Source organism: Rhizobium sp. BK379, assembly GCF_014193955.1.
Taxonomy (GTDB): Bacteria; Pseudomonadota; Alphaproteobacteria; order Rhizobiales; family Rhizobiaceae; genus Rhizobium.
On the sequence record NZ_JACIAD010000011.1, the window covers coordinates 129,479 to 155,282 of the forward strand.

General features: G+C 58.9%; 26 protein-coding genes and 1 pseudogene. 15 read left to right on the forward strand and 12 right to left on the reverse strand.

Annotation, left to right across the window (positions count from 1 at the left end; translation table 11 throughout):
• Positions 1 to 82: 82 nt before the first annotated feature.
• On the forward strand, positions 83 to 895 hold the full coding sequence (locus FHT93_RS34165) for an SDR family oxidoreductase (RefSeq protein ID WP_246715776.1): 813 nt from the start codon (positions 83 to 85) through the stop codon (positions 893 to 895).
• A gap of 170 nt (positions 896 to 1,065) precedes the next feature.
• Here the strand turns inward: FHT93_RS34165 and FHT93_RS34170 are convergent, their stop codons facing one another.
• Positions 1,066 to 1,794: an SDR family oxidoreductase gene (locus FHT93_RS34170; RefSeq protein WP_113207535.1), complete on the reverse strand. Its 729-nt coding sequence runs from the start codon at positions 1,792 to 1,794 to the stop codon at positions 1,066 to 1,068.
• Between the two features lie 95 nt (positions 1,795 to 1,889).
• Here FHT93_RS34170 and FHT93_RS34175 point away from each other — a divergent pair, with 95 nt between their 5' ends.
• Positions 1,890 to 2,312 (forward strand): helix-turn-helix domain-containing protein, encoded by a 423-nt coding sequence (locus tag FHT93_RS34175; protein ID WP_113207536.1) that lies wholly within the window; start codon positions 1,890 to 1,892, stop codon positions 2,310 to 2,312.
• Between the two features lie 23 nt (positions 2,313 to 2,335).
• Here FHT93_RS34175 and FHT93_RS34180 read toward each other — a convergent pair whose 3' ends face one another.
• Positions 2,336 to 3,196, reverse strand: coding sequence for a LysR family transcriptional regulator (locus FHT93_RS34180; RefSeq protein WP_183851337.1), 861 nt, complete (start codon positions 3,194 to 3,196; stop codon positions 2,336 to 2,338).
• 185 nt (positions 3,197 to 3,381) lie between these two features.
• Here FHT93_RS34180 and FHT93_RS34185 point away from each other — a divergent pair, with 185 nt between their 5' ends.
• The 7 genes from FHT93_RS34185 to FHT93_RS34215 all read left to right on the forward strand — a co-directional run bounded on the left by FHT93_RS34185 (position 3,382) and on the right by FHT93_RS34215 (position 10,525).
• Positions 3,382 to 4,206, forward strand: coding sequence for an oxidoreductase (locus FHT93_RS34185; RefSeq protein ID WP_183851338.1), 825 nt, complete (start codon positions 3,382 to 3,384; stop codon positions 4,204 to 4,206).
• A 48-nt stretch (positions 4,207 to 4,254) separates the two neighbouring features.
• The gene (locus tag FHT93_RS34190) at positions 4,255 to 5,103 is read left to right on the forward strand and encodes an alpha/beta hydrolase (protein ID WP_113207538.1); all 849 of its coding nucleotides are present in this window, start codon (positions 4,255 to 4,257) and stop codon (positions 5,101 to 5,103) included.
• 100 nt (positions 5,104 to 5,203) lie between these two features.
• Entirely contained in the window at positions 5,204 to 5,728 is a 525-nt protein-coding gene (locus FHT93_RS34195; protein WP_018114676.1) for a VOC family protein, read from the forward strand.
• Positions 5,729 to 6,179: 451 nt separating this feature from the next.
• Entirely contained in the window at positions 6,180 to 7,628 is a 1,449-nt protein-coding gene (locus FHT93_RS34200; protein ID WP_113207539.1) for a hypothetical protein, read from the forward strand.
• On the forward strand, positions 7,606 to 8,436 hold the full coding sequence (locus FHT93_RS34205) for a hypothetical protein (protein ID WP_029616392.1): 831 nt from the start codon (positions 7,606 to 7,608) through the stop codon (positions 8,434 to 8,436). Before FHT93_RS34200 ends, FHT93_RS34205 begins: the two co-directional genes overlap by 23 nt.
• Entirely contained in the window at positions 8,436 to 9,590 is a 1,155-nt protein-coding gene (locus FHT93_RS34210) for a hypothetical protein (RefSeq protein ID WP_018114679.1), read from the forward strand. Before FHT93_RS34205 ends, FHT93_RS34210 begins: the two co-directional genes overlap by 1 nt.
• Positions 9,584 to 10,525 carry an OmpA family protein gene (locus tag FHT93_RS34215; protein WP_183851339.1) on the forward strand — a complete coding sequence of 314 codons (942 nt, stop codon included), beginning with the start codon at positions 9,584 to 9,586 and terminating at the stop codon, positions 10,523 to 10,525. Before FHT93_RS34210 ends, FHT93_RS34215 begins: the two co-directional genes overlap by 7 nt.
• Positions 10,526 to 10,635: 110 nt before the next feature.
• On the opposite strand, the gene FHT93_RS34220 is transcribed toward FHT93_RS34215, so the two are convergent.
• Positions 10,636 to 12,069 carry a CYTH and CHAD domain-containing protein gene (locus FHT93_RS34220; RefSeq protein WP_112547287.1) on the reverse strand — a complete coding sequence of 478 codons (1,434 nt, stop codon included), beginning with the start codon at positions 12,067 to 12,069 and terminating at the stop codon, positions 10,636 to 10,638.
• 100 nt (positions 12,070 to 12,169) lie between these two features.
• Between FHT93_RS34220 and FHT93_RS34225 the strand changes: the two genes are divergently transcribed.
• The 3 genes from FHT93_RS34225 to FHT93_RS34235 all read left to right on the forward strand — a co-directional run bounded on the left by FHT93_RS34225 (position 12,170) and on the right by FHT93_RS34235 (position 13,943).
• Entirely contained in the window at positions 12,170 to 12,490 is a 321-nt protein-coding gene (locus FHT93_RS34225) for a hypothetical protein (protein WP_018114682.1), read from the forward strand.
• Entirely contained in the window at positions 12,487 to 13,479 is a 993-nt protein-coding gene (locus FHT93_RS34230) for a PHB depolymerase family esterase (RefSeq protein ID WP_183851340.1), read from the forward strand. Before FHT93_RS34225 ends, FHT93_RS34230 begins: the two co-directional genes overlap by 4 nt.
• 131 nt (positions 13,480 to 13,610) lie before the next feature.
• Positions 13,611 to 13,943 (forward strand): hypothetical protein, encoded by a 333-nt coding sequence (locus tag FHT93_RS34235; RefSeq protein ID WP_018114684.1) that lies wholly within the window; start codon positions 13,611 to 13,613, stop codon positions 13,941 to 13,943.
• 1,013 nt (positions 13,944 to 14,956) lie between these two features.
• Here the strand turns inward: FHT93_RS34235 and FHT93_RS34240 are convergent.
• The 4 genes from FHT93_RS34240 to FHT93_RS34255 all read right to left on the reverse strand — a co-directional run bounded on the left by FHT93_RS34240 (position 14,957) and on the right by FHT93_RS34255 (position 16,811).
• Positions 14,957 to 15,490, reverse strand: coding sequence for a YidB family protein (locus FHT93_RS34240; protein ID WP_018114685.1), 534 nt, complete (start codon positions 15,488 to 15,490; stop codon positions 14,957 to 14,959).
• Between the two features lie 63 nt (positions 15,491 to 15,553).
• Positions 15,554 to 15,787: a hypothetical protein gene (locus FHT93_RS34245; protein WP_183851341.1), complete on the reverse strand. Its 234-nt coding sequence runs from the start codon at positions 15,785 to 15,787 to the stop codon at positions 15,554 to 15,556.
• Between the two features lie 12 nt (positions 15,788 to 15,799).
• Entirely contained in the window at positions 15,800 to 16,336 is a 537-nt protein-coding gene (locus FHT93_RS34250) for a response regulator (protein WP_018114687.1), read from the reverse strand.
• 139 nt (positions 16,337 to 16,475) lie between these two features.
• Positions 16,476 to 16,811, reverse strand: a complete 336-nt coding sequence (locus FHT93_RS34255; RefSeq protein ID WP_246715778.1) for a DUF982 domain-containing protein — start codon at positions 16,809 to 16,811, stop codon at positions 16,476 to 16,478.
• A gap of 481 nt (positions 16,812 to 17,292) precedes the next feature.
• Between FHT93_RS34255 and FHT93_RS34260 the strand changes: the two genes are divergently transcribed.
• A complete protein-coding gene (locus tag FHT93_RS34260; RefSeq protein ID WP_018114688.1) occupies positions 17,293 to 17,457 on the forward strand; it encodes a hypothetical protein in 165 nt (54 codons plus the stop codon).
• A gap of 386 nt (positions 17,458 to 17,843) precedes the next feature.
• Positions 17,844 to 18,863, forward strand: a pseudogene (locus tag FHT93_RS34265) (SDR family oxidoreductase).
• 606 nt (positions 18,864 to 19,469) lie between these two features.
• Here FHT93_RS34265 and FHT93_RS34270 read toward each other — a convergent pair.
• Positions 19,470 to 19,688, reverse strand: coding sequence for a hypothetical protein (locus FHT93_RS34270; RefSeq protein ID WP_018114690.1), 219 nt, complete (start codon positions 19,686 to 19,688; stop codon positions 19,470 to 19,472).
• Between the two features lie 533 nt (positions 19,689 to 20,221).
• Here FHT93_RS34270 and FHT93_RS34275 point away from each other — a divergent pair.
• The gene (locus FHT93_RS34275; RefSeq protein WP_246715780.1) at positions 20,222 to 20,452 is read left to right on the forward strand and encodes a hypothetical protein; all 231 of its coding nucleotides are present in this window, start codon (positions 20,222 to 20,224) and stop codon (positions 20,450 to 20,452) included.
• 186 nt (positions 20,453 to 20,638) lie between these two features.
• Here the strand turns inward: FHT93_RS34275 and catE are convergent, their stop codons facing one another.
• The 4 genes from catE to FHT93_RS34295 form a co-directional block, all read right to left on the reverse strand.
• A complete protein-coding gene (gene catE / locus FHT93_RS34280; protein WP_029616394.1) occupies positions 20,639 to 22,789 on the reverse strand; it encodes a catalase C in 2,151 nt (716 codons plus the stop codon).
• A gap of 75 nt (positions 22,790 to 22,864) precedes the next feature.
• Positions 22,865 to 23,362 carry a ferritin-like domain-containing protein gene (locus FHT93_RS34285; protein WP_018114694.1) on the reverse strand — a complete coding sequence of 166 codons (498 nt, stop codon included), beginning with the start codon at positions 23,360 to 23,362 and terminating at the stop codon, positions 22,865 to 22,867.
• Positions 23,363 to 24,099: 737 nt separating this feature from the next.
• Positions 24,100 to 24,351 carry a GlsB/YeaQ/YmgE family stress response membrane protein gene (locus tag FHT93_RS34290; RefSeq protein WP_018114695.1) on the reverse strand — a complete coding sequence of 84 codons (252 nt, stop codon included), beginning with the start codon at positions 24,349 to 24,351 and terminating at the stop codon, positions 24,100 to 24,102.
• A gap of 60 nt (positions 24,352 to 24,411) precedes the next feature.
• Positions 24,412 to 25,752 (reverse strand): MFS transporter, encoded by a 1,341-nt coding sequence (locus FHT93_RS34295; RefSeq protein WP_183851342.1) that lies wholly within the window; start codon positions 25,750 to 25,752, stop codon positions 24,412 to 24,414.
• Positions 25,753 to 25,804: the final 52 nt, after the last annotated feature.

Genomic DNA, 25,804 nt, shown 5'->3' on the forward strand with positions numbered 1-25,804 from the left:
AGCCCCGCGTAAGGCCGCGTGAATGGCCGCTCGATGAGATCGAAGTCAGATGGATTTCGGTTGTGGCCAGCCGCGGTGCTGGATGTTTCATACATTTCGTCAAGGTAGCGCGATACTGCCCATCGATTGCAACTTCCAGGCAACACGGACAAGGCACGCTAGAAGTTCGCGCGGCATCGGCCGGGCGGCTGCGCTTGCCTTCGCAAGGGAAGGTGCCGCGCTAATCGGCGTGCACTACTCCGCCAATGCGGATGCGGCCAGCGCAACGGTGCGCGATATCGAGACGCTTGGCGTGAAAGCCGTTGCGGTAAAAAGCGACCTTCGACAGGGTAAGGAAGCTGCCGATAGCCTATGGACCCAGTTCGGCGAAGCGGCGCGTGCAGAAACCGGTTCGTCTGCTCTCGACATTCTGGTGAACAACGCAGGTATTGCACCAGCACTGCCTTTGAAGCAGACAAGTGAAGCCGCGTTTGATGAAGTGATGACGATCAACTACAAGGCGCCGTTCTTCCTGATCCAGGTAGTCGCCGACCACGTCCGCGACAACGGCCGGATCATCAATGTCTCCACCGGATTTACACGTATCGCGGAACCGACCCATCCGGCCTATGCTGCTTCCAAGGGCGCCCTGGAGACTTTGACGTTGGCGCTTGCACCGGAGTTTGCGGCGCGCGCGATCACAGTCAATGCCGTGCTGCCGGATGTGACCGAAACCGATATGAATGCGGAGTGGCTGGCTTCGCCTGACGCGCGCGCCGGCGCCGAAGCGCTCTCGGTCTTCTCGCGCGGTGGCAAGGCAGAGGATGTCGCCGACGTTATCGCCTTCCTTGCATCGAACGATGCGCGTTGGACGACGGGCCTGGTGATCGATGCCACGGGCGGCGCCCGGATCTGAACTGCATCAAGGTAGTTCACGTTCGAGCTGGCGAGGGGCGGTCGAAGCCTGTCCCCTTCGGCCCTGCGGCAGGTCCTGCTGGAAGGTTGCCTGCCTCGCCAATGCTGTCTTGATCAGAAAAAGCAAACATCTGCTTGGGTGCCGTCTCCGGCGCTTGTCGAAGGCAGGTGTCAGACCTGAGCCATGCCCCCATCCACGGCTACTTCTGCACCCGTGGTAAAACTGCTCTCGTCGCTTGCGAGGAAGAGGGCAGCGGCTGCCACCTCATCAGGTCTGGCCATACGCCCAAGAGGGATCATCTTGGACAGTGCATCTCGAATTTCCAGTGAGGCGGCCGCCATCATCGCAGTATCCGTCGGCCCAGGGCTGACAACGTTTACGCGTATGCCTTTGGGAGCAAGTTCGTTGGCCCATGTGCGTGCGAACGAACGGACGGCGGCTTTGGTCGCACCGTAGACGCCATAGCCTTTGGTGCCGATACCGCCCGCGATGGAGCCAATCAGCACAATCGTTCCGCCCGGCTGCATGATGTCGACGGCGCCCTGTGCCGCAAATACGAGAGCTCGCACGTTCAGGCCGAATGTCCGATCGAAATGATCCTCGGAAATGTCTTCTAATTGTGCGTGTTCGGATAGGCCCGCATTCACGACGAGCACGTCGATGCGGCCTTGTTCCGATCGGACCCGCTCGAAGACACGCTGAAGATCGGCGCTGTCGCTGGCATCTGCCCGAACCGTTCGGATGCTGCCCATGCCGGCTGACTCAGGTTGGCTCTCGGCTCCCTTGCGGCTAGTCGCGTAGACCTGCGCCCCTTCGCCGGCAAACCTCTGAGAAATGGCTCCGCCAATGCCACCGACACCGCCGATAACGAGGGAAATCTTGTTCGCTAGTCTGTTCATGTTAACTCCATCAAGACTGATGGCGCTAAGATATATTCTCTATACCTACGGTCAATTACGCACTATATGTAAAGCAGATATCGAGGTGTATACCGATGCCCACAACAGACGAAGGTCCGCTCATCAAAGCTTGCTCGTCTCCTGGCCACAAGGCTGTTTCCGCCGAGACGTTGTTGGACGTTGAGAAGGCGCGGCCGGTGCTTGAGCAGATCGCTAACAAGTGGTCTGTCCTTATCCTGACTGTACTATGTACCAAACCGTCACGCTTCAACGAGATCATGCGTCGTCTTGACGGGATTACGCACAAAGCCCTCGCCGACGCGTTGAAACGGCTGGAGCGCAATGGGCTCATCCACCGTGAAGTGCTTACAACAACGACGCCGGTTGGCGTCGAATATACCATCACCTCGCTCGGTCGCTCCCTTCAGCAACCGTTCGAAGCGCTCTATGCGTGGTCCATGACCTACGGTTCCGAGCTTGAGCGCGCGCAAGAAGAATATGATCGGGGTCGAGGCTAGCGGATGCTCGGCCTGATCGCATATCACGCGCCTGCATTTACGAGATGGGCAGACACGGTCGAGATGAACGCGCGAAGACGCTGAAGACGTCTCAGGTCCCGGTGATATCCCATCCAGATATCTCGCGCCGGCGGCGACTTTGAAAGTTCCAGCCTGCGGATACCGGCGATCTGATCTCCGACTACGCGAGGCAACACGGCGATCCCGACACCTTGCCGACACATGCGCCCCTGGACGTTGCGGTTGTTCGATCGCAGGATCGGTCTCGCGTTGGGGAAACTCTTGATGAGCCAATCGATATCGGGGAACTGACCGGTAGATGTATCATGTGTAATCAGCCGGAAACCGGTTCCGTCGCCATATTTGGGAGCAGGCGAATCCTCGGCGATGTAGACGCCGTATTGGAGCGTGAATAGCCGCCGCTGGACGACATCGGCAGTGTTGAACGGAACGATACGAAAGGCGACGTCGGCCTCTCGCTGGGCGAGATTGAACAGGCGCGTGCCCGTCAGGATCTCGACGTCGATATTGGGGTAGGCGTTGGAAAAATCCGCCAGGATGGAAGGCAGCACGTAGGCCCCGAACCAGTCCGCTGATGAAATGCGCAGACTGCCTTTGAGATTCTGCTCCAGCCCCGCAAGCCGGCGCTCCATGCCCAGCGCGCCCTCTTCCATCTGCTCCGCCAGCGCGATGATCCCGTGGCCCTCCTCGGTCAGCACGAGACCGTCGGCGGTCCGCTGGAAGAGCGTGTGCCCGATCGCCTGCTCAAGTGCGCGCAGTCGCCTTCCGACGGTCGGATGGCTCGTTTGAAGAGAACGCGCGGCACCGCCAAGCGTGCCGGATCGCGCAATTGCAAGAAAGATTCTGACGTCACTCCATTCCATCATACGCCCCTAACAAAACTGAACGCCGAGAATACGATTCTGTCACTTAAAGAACAAACCTAAACACCTAGATTTTTGTCATCGTAAAGGCGCGCCTTATGCAGTCCCGACGACTTTCATCAGGGCGCTCAAGTGAAAGAAACGCGCCTTGGGTGTCGTGTGAACTTAACCTCGGAGACAAAATAATGAGAACTTGGCTCATAACAGGCTGCTCGAGCGGCTTCGGCCGCCGGCTCGCGCTCGCTGCAGCACAGCGCGGCGATCAGGTCATCGCCACGGCCCGCAATCTTAAAACGATCGAAGAAATGGCTGAGCCTTTCGACGGCCGCATGATCACCTTGCCGCTCGACGTGACGGATGCGGCGGCAGCCGAGGCCGCGGCCGCAAAGGCGGTCGAGATTTTCGGCGGCTTCGACGTGCTCGTGAACAATGCCGGTTACGGACTGTTCGGCGCGATCGAGGAAGGCACGCCCGAAGAATATCGGCCGATGTTTGAGGTGAACGTCTTTGGTCTGATTGAAACCACGAGAGCCGCTCTGCCCGTCCTGCGAAGTTCAGGCGGAACGATTGTCAACATGTCGTCCGGCGCAGGCATCGCGGGCAGCGGCGGTGCCGGATATTACAATGCCGCCAAGTTCGCCGTAGAAGGAATTTCCGAAGCGCTCGCCGGCGAGCTGAAGCCGTTCGGCATCCGAGTGCTGATCGTCGAGCCCGGGCCGTTTCGCACCGATTTCCTTGGCCGTTCGATCACGATGGCGGCCAATGAGATGCCGCAATACGCCGCGAGCTCGCGTAGGCATTATCGCGCAACCAACAACGGCAATCAGGCGGGCGATCCCGACAAGGCGATTTCGGTGATCCTGCAGGCAGTCGACGCCGATGACGCTCCGCTTCATCTGCCGCTCGGCCAGATCGCGCATTCGATCGCTGAGCGAAAGCTGGCTTCCTTCCGCAGCGATATCGACGCATGGCGCGACATCACGATCGCCACCGATTTCGACCAGCCCTGAACGCTGGCCGCGAGCTTTGCTAACGTCAACATCGACTGGAAAGTGACCATGATCGCAACTCTGAAGGGGTTTACCCAGCAACTGGTGCCGGCGAATGGGATCAAGATCAACGCCGCCACTGGGGGCTCAGGCCCGCCGATCCTTCTCCTGCACGGTTGGCCGGAAACCTGGTGGGAATGGCACCATGTGATGCCGCTGCTGGCCGAGCATTTGAGCGTGGTGGCCATGGATCTGCGGGGCGCGGGTTTTTCCGACTGCCCGCTTGACGGCTATGACAAAGCGACGATGGCGCGCGACGCGCATGAGGTCATGCTTGCCCTTGGGCATGAACGCTACGCCGTGTGCGGTCATGACATTGGCGGAATGGTGGCATTGCCGCAGGCCGCCATCTATCGGGAGGCTGTCACCCACCTGGCCGTGCTCGACGTTCCGCTTCCCGGCTGGACGCAATGGGAGGCGACGATCGCAAGGCTCTGGCACTTCAGCTTCCATATGAACCGGGATCTACCCGAGCGCCTGATCCATGGCCGTGAATATGACTATGTTTCGACCTTCATGGCTGAGCGGTTCTACGATCACAGCACCTTCAATCCGGCGGACATCGAGATCTACGCGAAAGCGTTGGCACTTCCTGGCCGCACGCGCGCCGGCATGGAATGGTATCGTACCCTCGCCGGCGATCATGCGGCCGCGCTGGAGTACAAGAAGCGACCGCTCGAGATACCAGTACTAGGTCTCGGCGGGGATCAGCGCTTCGGTGCGCATATGGTCCCGATGCTGAAGGAGTTCGCCAGCAATGTGACGGGCGGCTCGATTGAGCGGTGCAGCCACTATGTCGCGGACGAGCGATCGGCAGAAGTGGCGGCCGCTCTCATCGATTTCCTCAAGGCCAGCTGAAACTCTGCGGCCGCCCCGTCGCGGGGCGGATCGCGACGCTGCGGGCAAGTTGCGCCCGCACCTACCGCATTCGATCGATTAAATAAGAAAGGAAACTGTCATGACCGCACCTGTCATTCGCGGCGTCAATCATATTGGCATCACAGTGCCCGACATCGAAGCAGCAAAATCGTTCTTGGTGGAAGCTTTCGGCGGTCAGGTGATCTACCAGTCCTTCGGACCGCGGGATGCGCCGCGTCAGGGACCCGACTTCGAACGGGCTACCGGTGCTTTCCCCGGAACGGTCGTGCGCGCACAGGCGATGGTCAAGATCGGTACCGGACCTGACATCGAGCTCTTTGAAATGCATGGCCCCGCACAAGCCAAGCCGGTTCGAGCGAGCGACTTTGGGATTACTCACTTCGGTGTCTACACCGACGACATCGACGCGTCGGTAGAACGCTTTGAAAAAGCTGGAGGCACCTCTCTTACCGCGCCGCGCGCTATACCCTACGCAACCGAAAAAGGCCCTGGAAACAAGGTCTGCTACTGCCGCATGCCATGGGGCACGACGATTGAATTTATCACCACGCCCGACCGTATGGGCTATCACGACCAGACGGATCTGCGCCGGTGGCAGGACTAGGCCGAGCGTTCTTTGTTGGGGACGAGCGGCAGCGATTATCCCACCATCTCCTTGAGGCCCGATCAGGCCTTTATCATCCCGCCACGGCGGAATTAAAAGCAAAGAGCATGCTAAGCCCTCCAGCGGAAATCGGACACGCTGAAGCAGTGGCACGCGATAATCGGGGTCCAAACACGCTCGACTGTCGAAATATCTACTGCGTGGACATTCCCACCGTTGCACGTCAGGTCGAGCCCGGGTGGACTCTGTTGTAGATGGTCGCTTCGCGGGCGCCATCCGATGGCGCGGTGAGAATTCGAGGATTAAAGCGACAGGATAGCCGACACGACACAGATTAACCGTGGTCCGCAATTAAACCCTCTAAGAGGATGCTGCTGCTGGACCGATCACAACCACTACGCTACGCATTGCATGTTAGGATTTTCGCAATCATGTTTCCGACGAGGATGCATTGCCGTTTGACGCACTGAACAAGCTCTGGACCAGCGTTCGCGAATCCAGCCACGACTTCCGGGCATCGACCGAGATTTTCCCGTCACTCGATACGGACAAGCTTACCCAGACCTTGGATGTGCGCGAAAAGGGAGACGAGAACGGCAGGGCCAATCGTCCGGCGTCATCGGCCCAGTTCCTCGATGAGGTCGAACAGCGGATCGTCGGTCGCATCGAGCAGGAAAAAGCGTCCGCCTATCAGCTGCTTGAGGATCAGTTCCAGACCTTCGACGGGCGGTTGCGCAATCTCGATTTCGAGGGACAGTTCGGGCTGATCCGGCAGGCAAACGCCTCTAGCCTTTCGGATTTCAAGGCCGAGATCGCCAGCGGCGTCGACGAACTCCACGGCTTGCGCCGCGATCTCAAGATTGCCGAGGACGAAATGAGGTCTTTCAAGAGGCAGCATCGGCTGGATCGCGCGGCAAAGGTCCCGAGTGCGGGCGCAACGAGCGTCAAGATCGCGCTGCTCATCGTTCTCGTCCTAATCGAGATCGTCATGAACGGCAACTTTCTGGCCAAGGGCAGCGAACAGGGCATCATCGGCGGCATAACTGAGGCGGTCGTCTTTGCCGTCCTCAACATTGGCGCTGCACTGCTATTCGCTTTCTTCTGCGTTCGCAATCTTGTGCACCGGTCCTGGCTCATGAAGCTCGGCGGATTGTTCGGCCTGGTCGGCTATATTGTCGTTGCGCTTGCCGTGAATATTGCGCTCGCCCATTATCGCGAAGTATCGGCCACGATCCTCGACGGGGCCGGGACCGAAGTCGTCCGCCGGATCCGCGAAAACCCGCTAGGTTTGAGCGAATTGAATTCCTGGATGCTGTTTGCGATCGGCATTTTTTTCTCGATCCTGGCGTTTATTGACGGCTGCATGCTCACAGACCCGTATCCGGGTTTTGCTGGCGTCCAACGTCGGCTGGACGAGGCGCGGCGAAACTACATTTCCGGAAAGCTTGATCTGATCGACAACCTTCGGGAAATTCGCGACGACCACAACGACAAGATCGAGGAGATCGTCAGAGACCTGAGCACGCGCCGGCAGGAGTCGGCCGCGATCATCGCCCACCGAATCCGTACGGCTGGGCTGTTTGCCGAGTACCAGGGTCATCTCGAGCGCACGGCGAATGCTGTTTTGACGGCTTATCGTGAGGCGAACCGGGCCGCGAGAAGCGAACCGGAGCCTTTGTACTTCACGAGCGCCTACACGCTGGAGCGGATTGTACCGGTCCTCAAAATCAGCGGGGAATGGGACGATCGCGTTCTGTCGGAACGCGTCCAGGTCGCCCAGGCCGAACTCAGCGATCAGATCAGGAAAATCGGCTCTGCCTTCGAGGTCGCCGTCGAGCAGTATCACAGACTGGACAATCTATTCCCGGAGGCGGGCGTTGGCGCGGAACAGGCGGCGTAACAGTCGTTCAAGGAAAGGCGGCTTTTCGACGGGTGCTGTGGTGGCGACGATTGCATTGTCGGCAGTGGCACTGGCCATGATCGGCGCTTTTGGGTGGCTGAAGTATCAGGCGATGTCCGCGGTCTCGCTCGACAAGGCCTCGCTCTGCCCGACGACGGGTCCGACCAGCGAGACCGCCGTCCTTCTTGATGTCACGGATCCGATTTCCGGCACGACGTCCCTCGATTTGAAGAACCAGTTCCAGCGGCTTGTGTCTGGCGTCCCCGTCAGCGGTGCGATCGACGTCTATGCGCTGACCGAAAAGGAAGGCGAGCTTCAAAGAACCTTCCACGGCTGCAATCCGGGCAGCGGTGATCTCGCCAACGAGTGGACCAGCAATCCGAAGCTCGTGCAGCAGCGCTGGGAGAAAGGTTTCCAGAAGCCGCTCGACGACATCGCGGGAAAACTCGGGTCTGGCGCTTCAGGCGAGTTTTCGCCGATCATGGCCGGCATTCAGCGCATTAACCTCGAAGCCTTCCAGCCTTTGCCTGCTGGCATTCCGAAAACCTTGTACATTGCCTCGGACATGGTCGAACATACTGCGGCGTTTTCCAGCTATCGCGACGGCGTTTCGATCGCCAAATTCGACAGCAGTGCTGCGCGCGAGAAATTCAGGACCTCGTTGGATGGGGTGCAGGTCAGGATCCTGGCGTTCCAGCGGCCGGGCCAAAAGTTCAAGATGGAGGACCTGGCGGCATTCTGGAAATCCTGGGTGGAGAAGAACAACGGAGAGTTCGCAGGTTTCACCCGTCTGGAGGGACTGGAGTGATGGCGTCGAACGAGACAGGAAGAACCGCATTTCGCGATTGGGCGCCTGTTGTGCTGTTTGCAGTGGTGACGATTGGGGGAATGATCTTCATCTGGACGGCGAAGCTCGCGGCTTGGTCGACCCTTGTTGTGACCGCCGTGCCCCTGGTGCTGATGGCGGTCTATTTCCTGGCATCGATCGCGCTTGCCGGTTTCCGCCTGCACAACGAGCAGGCCGGCGACAACCTCTATTACATGGGGTTTCTGTTCACCCTCTCGAGCCTTGGCGTATCGCTCTACCTGTTTGCTGGCGAGACGTCGATCGAGACGATCGTGCGCAACTTCGGGATCGCAGTCACATCGACGATCGCCGGCGTCACACTCCGCATCCTCTTCAACCAGATGCGCCGCGACCCAATCGACATCGAACGCAGCGCCCGTCACGAGCTTGCGGAAATGACGCGGCGGGTGCGAACCGAGCTCGACACGTCCGCCCGCGAGTTCTCCAACTACCGCAGGGTCAGCAACCAGATGTTGACGGAGGGCTTCGAGGAGATCGGTCGTCAGGCGGAAAAAAACGGCGAGGAAATCCGCAAGGTGATCGAATCTATCACCAAGGAGGCGATCATCCCGATCCAGGAAGCCGCGGCCAGGCTTTCATCGATCATCGGGGATCACAATCGCTCGGTGACCGATCAGGCCGCAGAAGCAAGTCGCAAACTCAACGAGACCACGGATAGACTTTCGACGATCATCGACCGGTTCGGGGTTGCGGTTGAGGGCGTCGGGACCCGTCTTGGAGAGATCAGGCCGCCCGAAGATGTGATCCGGTTCGAGTTGACCCCCACGATCGATGCCATCAGGGACATGACCGATGCCCATCTGCGGCGGATGGAGGAGGTGATGGCGCAGACGCGCTTGCAGACTGTTACGGTGGACGACGCGCTCAGGCCACTGAGCAGCATCGACAGCAAACTCGATCGCATCGCCGAAGCTCTCGAGCGTGACCGGAACGGTTCGTCGTCGTCCAGCCTTGCGAGAATCCCAGAGGTTGTCGAGGATATAGTGGCGGGCGAGGACAAGACCGTGGATACAGAACCGGTGTCGGTGGCACCTGAAAGGACGAAAGCCAATCCAGCGCCGGGCGAGCCGAAGCGACGGTTGTTCAAATGGTGACAAGGGCAAGCGCAGGTCCAAAGCTGGAACACAAGGGCTATAACCGCGGCCTCATTCTGGGGCTGACGATGGCAGAATCCATGCTTCTGCTGGTCTTCTGCCTGCTGCTGGTCGCGGCCGCCATGATCACGGCCGAACGCAGGCACCGGATGGACGCCGAGCAACGGCTCGCCCAGCTGGAACAGCAGAACAAGGAACTTTCCGCCCAGCTTGTCGAGGCACAGTCCAAGCTCGGCGCGAACATGTCGGCAGCCGATCGGGTCAAATTCGAGAGCGAATGGCGCGAGCTCGTCTCTGCCCGACAGATCATAGACAGGCTGAAAATGAATGATGCGAGCCCCGCTGATCTCGCCAAGCTTGCGGCGGTCGGAAAGGTGCTGGTGGCGAATAATATCCCGCTCGACCAGGCTCGTGACCGGCTCGAACAGCTGTTACACGGTCAGACCGAACCCCATGAGTGGCCACCGATCATCAACCTTTCCGAAGCCGGCGGCTATTATTTCACGTCAGGTAGCGCCGCATTGACACCGGAGTTCGAAGACAGGCTTGAGACATCGATCGCCGACCAGATCGCCGACAATCTTGAGCGCTACAAGGTCGATGTGATCGAGGTGATCGGACATACGGACGAACAGCGCCTTTCCAGGAGCATGTCCAATCTCGACGACGCATCGATCGAAGTGATCGACGGCGCGCTTCCGGTCGAGACGCTTCAGCCAGCCGACAACGCCGGGCTCGGTCTCGCGCGGGCGATCGCCGTTGCAAATATCCTAAAGGCAAATCCGAAGCTGAAGGACGTGACCGTCTTGCCGATGTCAGCTGCGCAGCTGGTCATTCCCGGCGACACGCTCACCAGTGGACGGGCCGGAAACGTCAAGGAACGGCGTCGTATCGAGATCAGGATCAGGCGTCGCGCCGAATCCCTGCAGCCCTGACTTGGGCCAATCTTGGCTTTCGGTGGGGCGAGTGACAATGGCGGCTCGTAACGTAGACTTGGCCGCTCGTCCATCGCGGCATCGCTCGCCAAACCACCAAGGCGGTGCTGCTATCTCCAAAACCGCTTCGTATCGAGCACCTCATCGACCGACGCTTGCGCCCTATGGATCAACGCCTCCTTGTCTGCATGGGAAAGGACCGAATCCTTCGCCGGGTGGTCCGATAGACCGTGCTTCTGCAGTACATCGGGGCCGGTCGCAAGATCGTTCAGGCTGCCAAGATCATCCTGAAGCAGTTCCATCGCAGCGAGGAATTTCCTGTGTCGACGGGCGCCTCGTCTGTCGTCGAACAGCGATGCGAAGAATTCCGCCGCATACCGGAACTTCTTCGCGTCCTTGCGAACCTCGTGACGGTGCTCGTCGTCCATCTTCGCCAGCGCTTGCCCGCCCTTCTTTATCCGTTTGCGCAGCTTGTCGAGCGCGCGCGCTGCAAAATCACGAGCGCCAGGTATGTCTCCGGAAGAATAGTCCCTGCTCCAGAGCCATTCTATCAGGCCGAGCATCAGGGCCCGTGACCTCGGAGAATTCAATGCTTCAATTGCATCCCGGTAAACGACGTCCCTGGCTGACTTGAGCTTGAGGACAAGGTCGGCATCCTCTGCCTTGGCGAGCAGGACGTCGACGTTTCGCGCCTCCCCGAGCGCAGCGGCGATCCATCGCAGGTCTTCCTTGAGCCTAAGCGCTTCGTCGCTCGGGATGAGCTCCCTGAAAAGGGAGAAAGCCGACCGCAGCCGTCGAAGAGCGACGCGGGCCTGATGCAGCTCCTCCGAGTTCCGCTTCTGGAGGAGCACGTCCTCATTCAATCGGAATTGCCGGACACAGGAAACGGCGATCGCTTGGAATGCCGCAGCCGCATTCATGTCCGGGTCGAGATGGATAGGTTCTGACTTGAAGACCAGTTTCTGAGCTTCGACGAGCGCGAAGCCTCGCTCAGCCTTCGAGCGCACGCCAAACCGGAAGCCCGTGACGGCGTCGATCCTTCGCGCGAAGACGAAAAGGTCGCTCGGGTTTCCGTCTTTAAGTTCGACCTCGACCTCGCGGATCGGGGAGCGACGGTCGCCGGCGACAACCTCTCCTTGATCGACAACGACTTCGAAGCGCGAGCCGTTCTCCTCGATATCCCATTGCCGCCGTTCAACCACGACGTCGAACACCGGTTCCAGTTTGAGCTCGCTGCCGAACTCGCCGGCGAGGGGACTGGTATGATCGACGACGGGCTCGTCTCGGTTGACGGGCGTTTCCCACTCCGACCGCGCAAACAGTGAGCGTGCGGGTCCGGTGGCTTTGACGGTCTGCATGCGCGCTTCGCCGACCTTACGGATGCGAAGCGTGCATCCTTCCCGCCAAAGCCTGCGATCCGGGGTATCGAAGTATGTTGATCGCTGCTCGATAATCCGTCCGGCCTCGCCTAGCAGATGGGAACCAACAAGGCGCTCGAGAGCTTCCTCCGAAAGATCGATCTTCAATTCGGTTTCTGACGACAAAGATGAACTCCGGTTGATAGTGGAAGCTGTTAAACGCCGACCCACCTGTCGTAGTTCGGTGCCACATCGTTTTGATGAAACGTAGGAAGAAATCGAAAACATGCTCGCGGACAACCCGCTCATTTCCTCGACACCGACGGCAAGGTCCCGGGTCGCGCAGGCTGGAGCCATCTGCTATCGTCGCAACGGCAAGCGCGTGCTTTGCATCCTTTTGATCGGCAGCCAAAGAAATGGTCGCTGGGGCTTACCCAAGGGCCATCTCGTTGCCGTTCGCCTCCTCGAGGCCACCGGACTTTCTACGGAATTCCCCGAGAAGACGGTGCGCAGGCAGAAATGGTGTTCACTTAAGGTCGCCGTCGGCGAGGAAAGCCAGCCGGGCCTGCGGGCCTTGCTCGCAAAGCTGGAAGCGGTCGCCTCTTGAAGATCGGTTTTTCCAGATCCCTGTCGAGGGCGATACGGTCACAAAAGAAGATTGTCAGGCTCGTCGAAGCCGTTCTGCAGCCGCCGCGCCGGCGGCGAACGCGCAAGGCGCCGCAACGGCTCGAGACGATCGTGGGCTTCGGCAGCAATCCGGGACGGCTCGTGATGAAATTTTTCGCGCCGCCCAAGCTGCCTGAGCGCCCGCCGGTGGTGGTCGTGCTTCACGGGTGCGGCCAGACGCCCGAGAGCCTGGACGCTGCGAGCGGCTTTTCCCGTCTCGCAAGAGAAAAGGGCTTCGTCGTCGTCTATCCCGAGCAGTCGAAGAGCAACAATCCGCACGGCTGCTTCAACTGGTTTCGGCCGAGCTCTGTCGCCCGCGATCGTGGCGAGCTGCTCTCCGTAAGGCAGATGATCGAACACGCGGGCAAGCGTTATGGTGTCGATCGGAAACGGGTCTTCGTTGTCGGCCTTTCGGCAGGCGGAGCAATGACCGCAGTCTTGGTGGCTACCTATCCCGATCTTTTTGCAGGCGCAGCGATCGTCGCCGGAATGCCGGTCGGCGCTGCTCGCGAGGCGATGTCGGCTCTTCGCGCGATGAGGGCGGGTGCTCCGACACCCGCTGAAGGATGGGGCAGCCGCATCGTCGGCATCTCTCCCGAGCGGCGGTCATGGCCTTCGATCAGCATTTGGCACGGCACGGCCGACAGCGTCGTAAATCCAAAGAACGCAAACGCGAGCGTCGACCAGTGGCTGGAAGCGATGAACATCAATCGGGAATCGAGCCATATTCAGAAAAAGGCCTGGGGAGAACTGCACTCCTGGCGGACTGCACATGGATCCTCAGTAACTTTTTATTCCGTCGCCGACCTGGCCCACGGACTGCCCGTCAAGAAGCGCGCGCGTGACCGGTCGAACCCGAAGGATCCTTTCGTACTTGCATCCGACGTTTCAGCTCCTCTCGAACTGATGCGCTTGTGGGGTTTATCGTAGCGGACGTTTCCTGGTCACTTTGGCGAGCGCAGCGTCAAAAATGCTGAACTTCCGGACTTTCATCCGCGACTACTGCGTCTCCACCTGAGATAACGCATCCATGGGCGCCAACTATGACTTATGGAGAAGATATGACAGAGAAGAGCTGCTCCGTGCAGACGTCCGAACAGCGCCGTTTCCTCGAGATCCGGGAGGCGGCAGAGCGCTCGATGTTAGAAAAGGTCTTCAAGGCAATCGACGGCGCGGCAGCCGAAGTCGCGGAAAAACTTGCGGAGGCGGGTCTCGATTTCGAGCCTACCAGCAAAGACTATTTCATGTTCACGGCTCAGCAGGTGACTTTCGTCCGTCTATGCGGCGGCGATCCGGATACGCTGCAAGGCGGCGATCCCGACCTCGGTCAGCGGATTGTCAACAATGGCCAGCATATCATCGACAGCTACTGGCGAGGCGGCGAACGAACCTAGATATCCGGCTCGGCCCGAACAGCTGAGGGTGGAGCCGAGGCGGCACGCCCGACCATCGAACCCGGTAGATGGGGCCGGCGCACGCCCTTATTTCTTGCCCCCGTCAGAAGTACGTGTGGATTAGTCCTGCATCACGAACACCCGCCCCGGATTGCATTGATCACGACCCGGGTGGCAGCCGGCTGACGGGGTGGCGAGCCGGGTCTCGCAGTCATGGATCAATCGCTCCACCTTCACGCTCTAACGAAAGCCACGGTCATGGTTTTCTACGCGGTACTCGGGAGTGGTTCGGGCAAAAGCGGACCGCGCAGCATCTCAGTGCCCTAAAAAACAAGGAGGGCGCCGCACGCCCCCCATAACTTGCAAGATGTTTCAATGGTGTTCCGGCTACATCAGGAGCCAACACTCAACAGGAAGCAGTTCGCTCAGCACCGCAACGAGTGCCTCTTGGGCCTCCAGCCACCGCCGCATGTCGATTAGATCCTGAAACGCGTCGCGCAGTCATCCTGGACAATAAAAAGCGGTCGGGATCTTCCCGTCGACGATCGCGGCATAAGTTCGGTCATCACCCGGTGATGGAGTAGCCCAACGCGGGTCAAGCATCGTGCTAGAGCCGAAGAGGCTTGTATGGTGGGACCGCACGGTTTCTTTGAAGGGAAGGGTAGACGAGCTAGCCCCCGCGCGGTCCCAAGGCAAATACTTGAAAAGCCTTGTTTTGTTCCCGCTCCATAGAACAAAAAAGGCCTGCCGGGGCGGGCTAGTTTGAGCTGCATTCTGTGCGATCGCGCAGGCAGATAGATAACGGGTGCCAGAAAGGGGCGGACACCCACAGCACGCGCGAAGATGATTTCCAAAACCCGAGCTCAATGCGCGATTCATCATCGCGTCGGGCGGTCACCGTCTGCAGCCGACGAGCTGCAAGGATCGATTCGTAAATCTGTCCGAGCCGAGCCGAGCCGACGCTCAAGACCACGCCCGCAGGCTGTCGCTCTGCCAACGGCCCGGCGTGCTCATCAAACCTTCGTGCCGAAACCGGCCGGGTTACTGCCGGCTGAGGGCAATTCGTCTTCCCCGTCTGGCAGTTTTCCATCAGGCGTCAGATCGTCAACAGCCTTCGGCAGGTCGCTGCTTAGCCGCTCTAAGATCTCTTCGTGGGAAAGGCCGGTCTTCGCAGCAAGTTCGTTGAGAATGTCGGGACCGAGAGCTTCACCTAGTTGGCCACCATCGATCGGAGCGTTGGAGCTCGGACTGATCCAGCTTTCTGCTTTTTCTCCGTGACCATTTTGCTGGAACGTCTTCAGCAGGTCGCCGAGACCACCTCTTAAGATTCCGCCTGTCGACAGTCCGCTAAGGAGATCGCCAAATCCACCAGGCCCACCGAAAATCCCTTCTAGGCCCCCTGGAGCTTCACCTGAAGTTGTTGGTCGGGCGTCCTGTCTACGTTGCGGATTTTGGATCCCGCGCAGCAATTCGCCAATCTTGTCACGGTTCTGGTAACCAGCCACCGCGATCACGCCCAGCAGGGCCTTCAAAGGACCACTCATCATAGCTTTTCTCCTTCATAACACGGCGGACGCCCGATGCGGCCGCAGATGTTCGTAATTTTGATTTCATTGCATAAGAACAGCGTCCTTGAACGCTACGGTTGCCAAGACTGAACCGTCGTCTCCCGCAATCTCAAGGGATCGGCCATCGACCACGTCGTCATGCAAAACAAGTTCAGCAACCATTTCCCGAGCGGACCGTCTTGCCTCGGCGACGGCCTGCGCAACCGAAGGGAATTCGATCCCCTCGTGGTCCTCTTCATAGGAGTCCACGTCGCGGAGGTGAAAGAAAAATTTCATCGGTGCCCTTTCTTAAATGGGACCGGGAAATGAACCGAATGACGCCTTAAGCATGTCTACAATCGCACTATGATCGTACGGCTTGGGAACGAACGAGACGCCGCTCGCAAGGTCGAACGCACCAAGACGGACATGGCCCGAGGTGACGATGACACGTGTTTGTGGCGCTCGCGCCCGGACGCGTGTCATCAGGCCAAGCCCGTCGGTGGAACCCGGCATGTTAACGTCGGTGAAGACAGCGTCGATCTGGGTTGCTTCGAATACGGCAAGAGCTTCGTCGGCGTTGCCGGCCTCCAGGACCTCGAATCCCGCCTCCTCGAGCGCATCGACTGTCGCAAATCTGATGAGCGGTTCGTCGTCCACAACGAGGACCCTGCGGACGGGAAAGGTCCCAGCGTCGGGACCCAGAGGCGGCTCGCTATGGCCTCTCGCTTGCCAGTCGGCGACCGCCTGCGACCAGTGTTCGCGATCCCGCCCGTCCGGACAGCCTTCGCCCTGCCAGATTTGATGCGCCCGGCGACTTATCCAGTTATACTCTTCCTGATCCATCTACCGTCTCCATCGATAGCAGAACGCCGGCAGGACGAGACGGTTCCTGCGCCTTTTCTACATAACCGGAGGAGAAGCCTTGCCGGCCGATCGCGCCTTCCCGTTGCCACCTTTTCATGCGTGGAGCGCGGCGGGTCGACTACTTGGGCTGAGCTTGGTCGTTGATCTCTGTTTGTCTGATCAGTGGACCACGGCGACAACAGTGACACCCACTTCGCCTGCCGCCGTGACGATGACTTCTCGCAGCTGTGGCGGACTGGCATCCCCGATCATCACATCGACGCACGGCCCTCATCGCGGCGAAATACTCTTCGCCATCGCTAGACGGCCAGCCCTTGACCAAGGCGTCTGCGGCTTCTCGCGCTGTTCTTACAATAAAGCGGAATTGAAGGGTCAAAACCTCCCCTGTGGGGGCAGGCGGACCGCTCAGGAGCTCACTGGTGTAAAAACAGGCAGGGTGCGGCACGGCCCGCATAATCTATAGGACTCCCTTCCGGTTGACGTTTTCAACCTCGGCATTTGTTCCATCATTAGCGCCCGGTTATAGACGCGCTCGATCACCGCGACGAGCACCTACTGAGGCCTCCAGCCTGCCGCCTCCGATCGCTCGGCAATATCTTGAAACTCGACGTGCGACGTTCGTCACGCTGAAGGTGATGACGAACTTCAAGCTCTAGAAGACGCAGACGGTTCTTGAGGCGCGCCAGTTACCGATGACAACGCTGCGAGGAAGCACTGACGGAACACGTCAAGGTCTTCGGGGGGTCTTGCCCTTCTGGTTGCTCCAGCGACAGTGTTTTTTGCGCGCGAGGAAAGCGTGAGCGGTTGTGAACGGCGCGGATCGTGCTTCAGCGAAGGTCGAAGACGTAATGGCCCCCATATCCTGAGGAACAGATTAGGTTAAGCGAAGTTAAGAAGGCGGGGTCAATCCGATCTCGAAAAAGGAGGAGTAAATCATGGCATCGACAAGTGGTTCGCAGTCAAAAGGCGGTGCAAAGTCGGGCGGCAGCAAGAGTGCGTCATCGTCGTCCGACAAGAGCTCTAGCTCGTCCGGCAAGCAGGGCGGCACGCACGAACAGCACGTCAAGGCTGGCGAACAGAGCCATAAGAATTCAAAGTAACCTGTTCACGACGGCCGGGACACATTAGAAGGGCGCGGAACTGATCCGCGCCCTTTTTTGCGTCGCGAGATCGCGGCGCGCCTTGCGGAAGCTTAAGCAAGGTCGAGCGACTTCGAATGTGCAACTAGTAACAAGCTCCTGCCAATGTAGACCGGATAGCTTCGCTGGCATCGCGTAGCGCTTGGCGGGAATCGTGAGAAATCAGCCCTTTTAATTGGTTCATCTTGTCCAAAATTACGATCCTGAGGCTTTTTAGAGGTAACCAAGGTCGGTATCGTAGACATGCCCTTATCCAGGTTTTCCTGGCATATTACCTAAGCCTCGCACTTTTGAACCGCGTTTGCTCGCGTTCAAGCCTCACACGAAGTGAGGAGCTTGGTCTCTCGATGATCGTCAAGGAAAAACCCGTCGTTGTTGTCACGGGTGCATCTGCTGGGGTCGGTCGAGCAGTGGCGCTCAACTTCGCACGGCATGGATGGCGTGTCGCATTATTGGCGCGCGGGAGGGCACGCCTCAAATCGGTCGCAGCCGAGATCCAGGCGGCGGGCGGCTAGACACTCGAATTGTCCGCGGACGTTGCCGATGCCGCCGCCATCGAAGCCGCGGCGGAAAGGGTGCTCGGCGCATGGGGAAAAATTGACGTTTGGATCAACAACGCGATGGTTACCGTGTTCGGGACCGTCGAAACAATTTCTCCAGATGAATTCAGGCGCGTGACCGAAGTTGCCTACCTCGGGCAGGTGCATGGAACGCAGACCGCGTTGAAGCACATGCGTCGCGCTGGTCGAGGAACAATCGTCTGCATCGGATCAGCACTGACTTATCGCTCCATACCGTTGCAATCGGCCTACTGCGGCGCCAAGGCTGCGATCCGAGGATTTGTCGATGCATTGCGATGCGAGCTTCTTCACGAGCGCTCGCCACTCAAACTCACGATGGTTCACCTTCCAGCAGTGAATACGGAACAATTCAGCTGGGCCAGATGCAAGATGCACCACGCGCCACGTCCCGTCGCGCCCGTGTTCACACCGGAAGCCGTGGCGGCTGAGGTTTATCGGGGCGCGCTGACTGCCCCTCGGGAACTCTGGGTTGGACGGCCGACGGTAAAGACGATCCTCGGTGGGCTCCTATTTCCCGGTGTGACCGACCGAGTGGCAGCCGCGACCGCGTTCAAAGGCCAGCTTGATGCCGAGCCGAAGCGTTCAGGACCACCCGATAATCTCTTCAATCCAGTCGATCCGAAGCAGGTTATCGGTGGTCGCTTTGGCGGGGAGGCAAGGCAGACGGTCGGATCGGTGTCAGGATCAAACGCGCGCGCGGCTCTAGCCGCGCTTGGCCTCGGAATGATTCTAAGCGGCATCTACGCAGCCGGGCGCCCTCGAATTCGGCGGCGTCGCTGGAATTAGAACCCCGCCAATCGTCCCCTTTGGAAGGGCCGCGGATCTCGGTGAGGGAGACCTTTCGTTCCGCGCTTGAAACTGGCCGGACCAACGGCATCGGCTCCTTCGCGTAAGGAGGCGCCACACGGCCTGAGGGCCTTTTTTATTTCAATGATTTGATACTCGAATAAGCGCCACCCCACCCCGGTTCCACTGAGGGAGAGGGGCACTGTACGTCTTCGAGACCGACTTCATAAAGCAATGGATCGCCAGCATCGGCTTAAACCGTGCGGCCTTACGCTTGATCTTTATCGGGCAAGAAAAGCAGGCCTCAAGATACTCGCGCCAGCGATGACCATCTCTTGTTTCAAGGCGCCATGCGAAAGGCGTTTCCATTTGCATGGGGGCATCCGGAGGCGCAGTCCCACAGCCCCGTTTAATCTCGTCCGTGAGAAAGGTAGCCTTCGTTTCGCAGAAAGGTGGCGCTCACTCTTCTCATTTCCACAGCTCAGCCATTGCGTCAACGGTCAGCAAGCGCATGTGGACGGGGCTTCATTCGGAGAGAGCAAGTTAAGAAAGCTACGCTCCAGGCTTGCCCCGAAGCCGCCCCAGTCATTTTTGAAGGCCATGGAATCAGTGGAGCATCAAGGGTATTGGCCGCATCTCATCGGCCTTGACCCGTGCCTCCTCCACGTTCTGTGCCGGAAACATCTTGATAAAAAAGTTTTCAGTTTCCAGAGCATGGCTTTGGAGCTCCAGCTCCATGACGCCGGCTTCAGCTTCGTCTTTGAACACATTCAGCAGCCGGTTACGCGACTCGTCAGTGTGGACCTCGTAGATATAGTATCGCATCCGGACCTCCTCGCATCACTGGCGACACCGTCTCAGCCTTTCCGGGCGTGAACAAAGCCAGGTAAGCTACGGCAATGATAATCGCGATGACGAATATCATCAGCACGTATCGGATCATGGCTTTGCTGGCTTTTCGTTCGGTGTCGTTCATGTCGATCCAACAAGCAAGGAAGTAGAAGGTTCCGTGCCATTGCTCAGGACACAGCACGATCGAAGACATGCGCCGCGTGGCTTGGATCCAGCTCTGAAAACGCGGGGCTAGGCACCGCTCGTTTGGATCGGGTGTCTGCAGCGGTTGTAAAGGTCGACGTACGCAGGATGTCCGCGTATCATGAAGCCTATGGCCTGCGCTCGCATTGGTATCGCGCCGTCTGCTTCACATATAATGGGACAATATCCCATTTACCCTCTGGTCGACAAACGGATCGGCGGTCTGAACGAAAAGCAACCGCGGTTCCTATGGTCAATCGGTTGACGCGAAGAGTGCCGGCCCTATCTCGCCGCTCAGAGACCTCACCATGGATCACGTGGATATGCACAGCGATCAAGAATTCCGGATGCTCTCGGAGGCGGTCCAGGCGTGGTATCGCTATTACGAACTTCGTCCCGACGAGCAGGCTTCCCATGTCCTATGTTCGGCAGCGCTCGAATTCTTCAACGAAGGATATTGCACCTTTGATGACGTATCGACCATGCTTATCGGAACCTATGTCGGAATTTCGGCTACACGAGTGAATGCGCCAACGTCGAAGTCGGTGCATTAGTGGTTTAAAGGTCTTGCGAGCATGGTGCGAAAGCCCGGACAGACATCCTGTTTGTTGAGCGATACCGGGATCAACAACGCTCGTACACGCGCTATGGCGCGGCGATCATGTTGAGACACACTCCTGATCGCCGCTGCCTAGCCGCGAGAACTTGAAGGGCGCGAAACTGATCCGCGCCCTTTTGCATCAGGAAATCGGCGCGGAGGCCTTGCCGAGCTTGACGGAGGGTTCTCGCCCCCATACCCGCAATTTGCCAAGTTCCTCAACGAAACTGGCGACATCCTTACCGCTTGAAAGGGCAATCGTGCCTTCGTCGAGGGCATTGGCGATACCTGCCTTGTCAAGCAGCGGCAGAGCGGATTGGTCGTAGCCGATATACTTGCAGTGCTGGAACGCGTCGGCGACGAAATCACGTGCGGTCGCTTCCTTGACTAGATCCTCGATCGCCTGATGAGAGGTCAGGAGCACGACCGCATCGAAAAGCACCGACGGGCCGCCGTCGATCATATGCTGCGCTTCAATGAAGCTTCCGTCCGCCGCGGTCACGCCACCGACTTTCGGGGCAATAATCTCGAAGACCGCCTTTTCCCTTGTCACAGCGGCAGTCAGGGCCTTGAGCAGTTTTGCATCGGCGCCGTCGGCGACAAGGATCCCGAGCTTACGACCCTCGAAACGTTTTGGGCCTCGTTCAACGATGCTGAGCGCCGGCGAGGGGTCGAGATCCTGCCTGGTCGGCATGGCAGCGTCGGCGGGTTTCGGCATTGATTGGAGCCCGAGCTTTTGAGCGACCGTGGCAGCAAGCGTCTCATCGATGTTCATTAGATGCGATACCATTCGCTCGCGGATCACAGGCGTTTCGACCTTGCTAAGCTCGAAGGTCAGCGCCATTGCGATGTGTCGTTGCTCGGCTCCCGTCTGGCTGATGTAGAATTGCCGCGCCTGACTATAGTGGTCGGAAAAGCTTTCCGGACGAAGGCGAACCTTCTGGCCCTTTTCCTCGGCAGGGAAATGACGATAGCCTCGTGTCGGAGACTCCCGCGGCCCTTCGCCGTAAGAGTTGGGCTGGTAGTTGACCCGTCCGACCGGATTGCGCATCGCCATATGCCCATCCTGCTGGAAATGCGCGAATGGACACTTCGGCGCGTTGATGGGCAGATGTGTGAAGTTCGGCCCACCCAGACGTTTTAGCTGAGTATCGAGATAGGAGAAGTTGCGGCCCTGCAGCAGCGGATCGTTCGAGAAATCAATACCCGGCGGCACGTTCTGGGTCATGAACGCGACCTGCTCAGTCTCGGCAAAAAAATTGTCGGGCATGCGGTCAAGCACAAGACGGCCGATCGGACGAACCGGAAGCACTTCCTCCGGAATGATCTTGGTCGGATCGAGGATGTCGAAATCGAAATTGTCGGCAAAATCCTGGTCGAACAGCTGCACGCACAATTCCCATTCCGGGAAGTTTCCGGACTGGATCGATTGCCAGAGATCGCGTCGGTGAAAGTCCGGGTCGGCGCCATTGATCTTGACCGCCTCGTTCCAGGCAACGGATTGCAGGCCAAGCTTGGGCTTCCAGTGAAATTTCACGAAAGTGGATTCGTCGTTGGCATTGACGAAACGAAAGGTGTGTACGCCGAACCCTTCCATGAACCGAAAAGATCGCGGAATAGTCCGGTCCGACATGATCCACATGACCATATGCATGCTTTCGGGCGTCAGACTAATAAAGTCCCAGAAGTTGTCGTGCGCGGTCTGAGCCTGCGGAAAGGCACGGTCCGGCTCCTGCTTGGCAGCATGCACCACGTCTGGAAACTTGATGGCATCCTGGATGAAGAAGACCGGAATATTGTTGCCGACCAGATCCCAATTCCCCTCCTTGGTGTACATCTTGACGGCAAAGCCGCGCACGTCGCGAGCAAGATCGGCAGACCCCTTGTTTCCCGCCACCGTCGAGAAGCGCACGAAGACAGGCGTCTTCTCGCCCGCTCGCTGGAACACGTCCGCGCGCGTGATGTCCGACAGGGATTCATAGGTTTCGAAGAATCCATGGGCGCCGTAGCCACGTGCATGGACCACCCGCTCGGGAATGCGCTCATGATCGAAGTGGAAGATCTTTTCGCGGAAGTGGAAGTCGTCGATCAGGGCTGGACCGCGGGCACCGACCCTCAGCATGTTCTGGTCGTCGGCGATCGGACCGCCTTGGGCGGTCGTCAGTATGTCATGTCCGTCTTCGGCGATCTGATGAAGCTCACCGCCATCGCCGCGATGGAGCTGCTGGTCATGAATTGTCACTGTGTCCCCGGCTGAAGGTATAGTCGCGGTTTTCGCCGTTCGCTTGGCCATCGGATGTCCCCTGAGATTTAGGATGTTGAATATGAAAAGGGCCGCCCACCAAGGACGGCCCCTTCGACGCCCCGCCTAAGCGGCCTTGCCTTTGGCGTTCGCCTGCGCCATGGCAAGCTGCGTCAGTTTTTCGTCGGTTGCTTCTTCCTCAGCGAGGTTTGCCTGGAGCAGCGGCACAGCGTCATTTAGGCCGAGCTGCTTTGCCCAGGCGATGAGCGTGCCATAGCGGGCGATTTCGTAATGCTCGACCGCCTGCGCCGATGAAATCAGCCCGGCGTCGAGGGCTGAAGACCCCTTGAATTCTTCCATGATCTCCTCGCCCTCGGCGATGATGCCCTGGATAGCCTCACAGGTCTTGCCCCGGGCAGGCTTGCCGAGCAGCTCGAACACCTGCTCGATTCGGTCGATCTGACCCTGCGTTTCGTCGCGATGGCGCAGAAATCCTGCCTTGCCTTCTTCGGAGTCGGCGGCGCGCGCCATCTTCGGCAAGGCCTTCAGAATCTGCTTTTCGGCAAAATAGATGTCCTTCAAAGTGTCGAGAAATAGGTCGTCGAGCGTTTTTGTGCTGGCCATGATGTCCTCCTGTCTGGCTCTGGCGGGTAACTGGCGATCGTCGGCAAGAACGAGCGTTCAGGCGCCGTCGCCGAGGCGGCAGCGCGTGAAAGGAACCAACGCAACAGGACATTGTTCCCGTATCGAGCGGACATTCTGGACTCGCGGCGCACGCGGCTTCGGCGAACCCTAGTTGGGGCGGCCATCCGTCATCATCTTATGGCTCAAACGCATCCGCTACAAAGGAAGAAGTCCGATTGACGGTGTTTTCGGCGATCCTGCGCCACAGGCGAGCCGAGGAAACCTTTGAAGCAAAGCAAACGGCCGGCCGAGGTTGCTCTGAATAAGCGAGCGCACAAGCGACCCGTTACTGACATAATCTGTTCTGGCAAGGCCGGTAAACCGTCCTCACGCCTGCTCAAAATCCGAGGCTGCGCGCTGGGGAGGCGTCGGCGTAAAGATGCCAAGGGTTTTCAGGTGGATCAGCGGAAGGCTCCAGCTTTTCGCCGGCCAGCGCCGTGAGCTCGTAGATATAGCTTGGCGCCTCAACGGAAATATTGACAAATGCGGCCGTCGAATAGACCGCTAAAGGCAACTCGCCTGACCTGGCATCGAACGATCTAGAAGGTCGCCGCCCACTGCTGTCACGCCCAGTGGTGCGCTTGTTCCGTCAGGCGTAACGCGACGACGCTCCTTCTCAGGTGCGGTCCAGGAGGTGGCGTGATCGTTTCGACTCTATATCCTGTCTGGCTATGGCTTCATCGCCGGAACATCCGCGCGATCGCAATCAAAATGCAGGCGCCGATGAAGCCGGCAATCAGATAGCCGAGCCAGCCGCCGAGAACCACGCCGAAGACAGACAGGATTGCGTTTGCGACGATCGCGCCGACGATCCCGAGAATGATGTTCATGAGGACGCCCATGTTGGACTTCATGAACTGCTCTGCGAGCCACCCCGCGATGCCGCCGATGATGATTGCCGCGATCCAGCCGAGACCTGCCTGTTCCATACGTAGTCTCCTGATGAAGTCCTTGATGATAAAGAGGAAGTAGCGCTGTGTTCTGGATCGTCAATCTCGTTTGGTACCTCGGTTGTCTGCAAACTCTCTGTCTGTGCAAACCAAAGGATTTCTGCCCCTGAACACGATGTAGCAAAACATGGCCATGGCGATGACTGCTGCGCTCACCGCAAAGATTACGCGGTAGGAAGACAGCACCGACAGCGACAGCCCCGCGATTTCGCCATAAACTGCTGACGCCACTGAGACGCCAAGGAAAACGAGCGTGTTCAGTCCTCCAAGCGCTAAGCCGCGCACGCGCGGCGGGATCAGAGTTTGGGCCTCGGTCATCACGAGAGGATGCACGTTTCCCATGGCATAGAGAACGGACAAGCCGGCGCAGGCCGAAAGAAAGGTGAAGCCCGGGGCAGACGAGAGGAAGATGGCACAGGTCACTCCGGCGCCGTAGGTGGATATCACGATCGTTCGTCCGGGGACCCGCATGAGAACAATTGGAAGCATGAAGCTGGTGACGATGCCGACGACACTGATCGTGGTGAGCATCGCGCCCACCGCCACATGCTCGCCGAATACGGACGTGACATAGGGCACCGCCCATGCGTTGCGAAACGTGCCACCGAGCGAGAGGGTGAAGCACACTGGGACGAGATAGAACAGCGATACCAGCGACCAAGGGCGTTGATCCCGGTCGCTTTCTTCAATGCTTGCCGGTGTCGGTCCGAGCACGAAAGCGACTGCCGCAGCGCTGACAGCCATTGCTGCCGCCGCCAACCAGCAAGCGGATTGCCAACCGAATACCTCGACGAACCACGACAGTGGAGAGGCCGAAAGCAAGGCGCCTGCCGAGCCGACGGCACTGACAGTGGCGGAAAGCCGCCCCGCCCTCTCGGGCTCGTTGGTACGCCCGAGATAGTAAAGGACGCCCATAAAAATTGGCGCACAACCGATCCCGACAAAGGATTGGCCGGTGATCGCGCACCAGTAGCCCGGCGAGAGGGCCACGATCGCTGACCCCGCGGCTCCGATACTCATCATTGCCGCCATCGGACCACGCACGCCCCATTTGTCGAACGACATTCCAACAGGGATCTGCAGGATCGAGAAAGAAGCGAAGAACGTCGAGGCGAGCCGGCCGAATTGTTCGGGAGACAGCGACAAATCTGCGGACAAAGCTGGACCTACCACACCAAAGTAACTGCGGAAGTACATGCTCAGCAGAAAGGCAGCGGCCAGAACGGGCAGTGTAAGCGCGGTCATCTTCGGTCCACAGCAAGGGCCGGCCGCGGCGATCGGGCGGCGATTATTGCTGTTCTGGTAAGCGTGGTCTTGGCGGAAGGTCTGGCCCTGGCTACTCCGGCATTGGCTGTAGCCCGTCTGCGTCTTCGCAAACATGCCGGCGACCTGTTCAAGATGATCGCGGAACCTCCCGACGACACCAATCCCG